5 protein-coding genes are annotated in these 3,827 nt (G+C 70.3%); 2 read left to right on the forward strand and 3 right to left on the reverse strand.

What is annotated here, in order from left to right; genetic code table 11:
- Nucleotides 1-90: 90 nt before the first annotated feature.
- On the reverse strand, nucleotides 91-1,716 hold the full coding sequence (locus tag KBX53_RS25410) for a glycosyl hydrolase family 18 protein (protein WP_030337701.1): 1,626 nt from the start codon (nucleotides 1,714-1,716) through the stop codon (nucleotides 91-93).
- A 167-nt stretch (nucleotides 1,717-1,883) separates the two neighbouring features.
- Between KBX53_RS25410 and KBX53_RS25415 the strand changes: the two genes are divergently transcribed.
- On the forward strand, nucleotides 1,884-2,375 hold the full coding sequence (locus KBX53_RS25415) for a glutathione peroxidase (protein ID WP_210862036.1): 492 nt from the start codon (nucleotides 1,884-1,886) through the stop codon (nucleotides 2,373-2,375).
- A 75-nt stretch (nucleotides 2,376-2,450) separates the two neighbouring features.
- Here the strand turns inward: KBX53_RS25415 and KBX53_RS25420 are convergent, their stop codons facing one another.
- Nucleotides 2,451-2,681: a hypothetical protein gene (locus tag KBX53_RS25420; protein ID WP_210862037.1), complete on the reverse strand. Its 231-nt coding sequence runs from the start codon at nucleotides 2,679-2,681 to the stop codon at nucleotides 2,451-2,453.
- 47 nt (nucleotides 2,682-2,728) lie between these two features.
- Here KBX53_RS25420 and KBX53_RS25425 point away from each other — a divergent pair, with 47 nt between their 5' ends.
- Nucleotides 2,729-3,403 carry an NADPH-dependent F420 reductase gene (locus KBX53_RS25425; protein ID WP_030337703.1) on the forward strand — a complete coding sequence of 225 codons (675 nt, stop codon included), beginning with the start codon at nucleotides 2,729-2,731 and terminating at the stop codon, nucleotides 3,401-3,403.
- 28 nt (nucleotides 3,404-3,431) lie between these two features.
- Here KBX53_RS25425 and KBX53_RS25430 read toward each other — a convergent pair.
- A partial coding sequence (locus KBX53_RS25430; RefSeq protein WP_210862039.1) for a hypothetical protein occupies nucleotides 3,432-3,827 on the reverse strand: 396 nt, incomplete at its 5' end.

Raw genomic sequence — 3,827 nt, forward strand, 5'->3', positions numbered from 1 at the left:
GGGGGGGGGGCGCCCGGGCCGCTGTGTCACGGGCGGGAAGGGACGGTGCGGGTCCCTTCCCGCCGTGTGGGTGGTGCGCCGGCCTTCGGCTCAGCCGAGGCCGCCCTTGATGGCGCCGATGAGCTCGCCGTTGCTCGTGTCACCGGAGAGTTCCCAGAAGAACGCGCCACCGAGGCCCTGGTTGTTCGCGTACGTCATCTTGCCGTTGATGGTCGACGGGGTGTCGTAGCTCCACCAGTTGCTGCCGCACTTGGCGTACGCGGTGCCGGCGATCGTGCCGGTGGCCGGGCAGGTGTTCTTGAGGACCTTGTAGTCCTCGATGCCCGCCTCGTAGGTGCCCGGTGCCGCGCCGGTGGCGCTGCCGCCCGGCGCCGCCTGGGTGACACCGGTCCAGCCCCGCCCGTAGAAGCCGATGCCGAGCAGCAGCTTGCTGGCCGGGACGCCCTTGCTCTTGAGCTTCTGGATCGCCGCGTCGGAGTTGAAGCCCTGCTGCGGGATGCCGGTGTACGAGGTCAGCGGCGAGTGCGGCGCCGTCGGCCCCTGGGCGTTGAACGCCCCGAAGTAGTCGTACGTCATCGGCATCAGCCAGTTGAGGTTGCCGATGGCGCCGGCGTAGTCGGTGGCGTCGATCTTGCCGCCGTTGCTGCCGTCCGCGGTGATGGCGGCGGTGACCAGGGCGTTGGAGCCGAACTTCGACCGCAGCGCGCTGATCACGTTCTTGAAGGCGTTCGGGCCGCTGGTGTCACAGCTCAGACCGCAGGCGTTGGGGTACTCCCAGTCGACGTCGATGCCGTCGAAGACGTCCGCCCAGCGCGGGTCCTCGACCAGGTTGTAGCAGCTCTCGGCGAAGGCGGCCGGGTTCTGCGCGGCCTGCGTGAAGCCGCCGGACCAGGTCCAGCCACCGAACGACCAGATCACCTTCAGGTGCGGGTTCAGCTGCTTGAGCTTGCGCAGCTGGTTGAAGCTGCCCCGCAGCGGCTGGTCCCAGGTGTCGGCGACGCCGTCGACGCTGTCCGCCGCCGTGTACGCCTTCTCGTAGTCGGCGTAGCTGTCACCGATCGAGCAGCGACCGCCGGTGGTGTTGCCGAAGGCGTACAGGATGTGGGTCAGCTTGGCGGCCGAGCCGCTGGTCTGGATGTTCTTGACGTGGTAGTTGCGGGCGTACACGCCCCACTCGGCGAAGTAGCCGACGACCTTCTTGCCACCGGTGTTCGGCGGCGGCGTGGTCGGCGGTGGCGTGGTGGGTGGCGGGGTGGTCGGTGGCGTCGTGGTCGGTGGGGTGGTGGTCGGCGGGGTCGTGGTGGGCGGGGTCGTTCCGCCGCCGCACGCGGCACCGTTGATGGTGCAGTTCAGCGGTGCCTTGTAGGCGCCGCTGCCGTTGTAGCCCCAACTGAACGAGGCGCCGGGGGCGAGGCCGCCGGCCCAGCTCTTCTTGACCGCGACGTAGTGGTTGCCGCTGCTGGTGACGTCGGCGTCCCACGCGCTGCTGATGGTGGTGCCCGACGGCAGGTCGAACTCGATGCGCCAGGTGGTGACGGTGGCACTGGACCCGTTGGTGACGGTCACCCTCGTCTCGTGACCGGTCCCCCAGTCCTGCGCCTTGGTGAAGGTGGTGGTGACCGTGCCGGCGCCGAACGCGGTGGTCACCGGCACCGCTGCGACGGTCACGGCGACCACGGCACCGGCCCAGAGGGCTCGGCGGAGCGATCTTTTCATGCGGCGTCTCCCGAACTGTTAGGAAACTTTCCAAAAGAGATGGTGAGACGGTACTCACGCCGTCATCAGTTCGTCAAGATGTGCATGTTTCGATTTCTCCTGGTGCACGGAGTGCACACGCTGCGCCCACACCCGGCCGACGCCCGGCCCGCGAGTAGCCTCGGTCCATGACCGTCTTCGACATCCCGATCGACGCCCTCAACGGCGGCCCCGCCGACCTGGCCCGCTACCGCGGCAAGACGTTGCTGGTCGTCAACGTGGCCTCCCGCTGCGGCCTCACCCCGCAGTACGCCGGCCTCCAGAAGCTCGCCGACTCCTACGCCGACCGGGGCCTGGTGGTGCTCGGCGTGCCGTGCAACCAGTTCGCGGGGCAGGAGCCGGGCAGCGCTGCCGAGATCAGCGACTTCTGCCAGGTCAACTACGGGGTCACCTTCCCGTTGACCGAGAAGGTCGACGTCAACGGCCCCGACCGGCACCCGCTCTACGCCGCGTTGGTGCAGACTCCGGACGCCGACGGGCACACCGGTGACGTGCGGTGGAACTTCGAGAAGTTCCTGGTGGCCCCGGACGGCTCGGTCGCCGCCCGCTTCGCCCCCACCGTCGAGCCCGGCTCGGACGAGCTACGCACCGCCATCGATAAGACCCTCCCCGCCTCCTGACACCCAGGGCGCCGCGCGTGCCGCCCTGATCACGCTCGAACATGGATGTAGTGGCCTCCCGGCTTCCGGACGCCACTACATCCCGGATCGAGCACGATCTTGCGGGCCGGGCCGGGCCGGGCCGGGCCGGCACCGCACGGCGGCCGGCACGAACCGCTGGCCACCGGAGAGTGGCACGTCACCGGAGAGCCGGTCGGCGACCAGCGTGAGCAGTACGTTGTCCAGGACGGGTGCGGCGCCACCAGGCACCCGCCGGGAAGGCGAGGTCGCGAGCAGCCGCCCGCCGGGGTGACCGGAATAACCCACCAGGCTGGTCGGGAATGCGTCGCGGGTGGACGGAGTTGGGAACGAGCATGACAACTGTGGGACTGATCGGCAGTGGCAACATCGGCGGCACCGTGGCCCGGCTTGCCGTCGACGCCGGCTACGACGTGGTGCTGAGCAACTCGCGCGGCCCGGAGACCCTCACCGACCTGGTCGAGGCCCTGGGCGGGCACGCCAGCGCCGGCACCGCGCAGGACGCAGCACAGGTGGGTGACCTGGTGGTGGTCAGCGTGCCGCTGAAGGCGTACCGCGCGGTGCCCGTGGAGCCACTGGCCGGCAAGGTCGTCATCGACACCAACAACTACTACCCGCAGCGCGACGGGGCCTTCCCGGAGCTGGACTCCGGCGAGATCACCAGCAGTGAGCTGCTGCAGCGGCACCTGCCGCAGTCGCGGGTGGTCAAGGTCTTCAACAACATCTACTTCAAGGGCCTGGCCGCGCTCTCCCGGCCGTCCGGTGCGGCCGACCGCAGCGCCCTCGCGATCGCCGGTGACGACGCCGACGCGAAGGCCGAGGTGACCGCCTTCCTGGACCGGATCGGGTACGACGCGGTCGACGTCGGCCCGCTGGCCGAGGGGTGGCGCTACCAGCCGGACACTCCGGCGTACGGCACGCTCTACTCCGCCAGCCCTACCGACTGGGAGCACCCGGCCACCGGCGACGCCGCGAAGCTGCGCGCCGCCCTGGCCGCCGCCACCCGCTGACCAACCGCCGCCGCCCTCCCGCGACCGCCTACCGGCTCCTCGCGCGGAGGGCGGCGGCGAGTTCGTCGTCGTAGCTGGCGATCGGCCGCCCGTCCGCGTCGTACGCGACGAGCCGGCCCTGCGCCATGCTGGCCGAGCGGAACGAGAACGTCCGGCTCCCCGGGTACGCGTCGAGCAGCGGAATGACCCGAGGTGGCCCACCCGGGGCGGAGAAGTATTCCAGCCTGGTCACCTGCGGGGAGACCACCCCGTTGACCCGCACCTTGGTCCTCTCGGCCCGGGTGCCGAAGGTGACCGGCGCGTCCGTGCCGTAGGCGGCGCACTCGACCGGGCCCCGGCAGACGAAGAAGTACCGCGGGTTGACCACGTCGTCGAGGGCGTACGCCTTGAAGGTCGGGTCGGCACCGGCGGGCAATGGTTGTAC

Source organism: Micromonospora sp. M51 (assembly GCF_018070305.1).
Classification (GTDB): domain Bacteria; phylum Actinomycetota; class Actinomycetes; order Mycobacteriales; family Micromonosporaceae; genus Micromonospora; species Micromonospora parva.

Excerpts from the sequence above, each read along its gene's own strand:
- KBX53_RS25410 (WP_030337701.1), bottom strand. The coding sequence starts at position 1,716 with ATGAAAAGATCGCTCCGCCGAGCCCTCTGGGCCGGTGCCGTGGTCGCC.
- KBX53_RS25415 (WP_210862036.1), top strand. The coding sequence starts at position 1,884 with ATGACCGTCTTCGACATCCCGATCGACGCCCTCAACGGCGGCCCCGCC.
- KBX53_RS25425 (WP_030337703.1), top strand. The coding sequence starts at position 2,729 with ATGACAACTGTGGGACTGATCGGCAGTGGCAACATCGGCGGCACCGTG.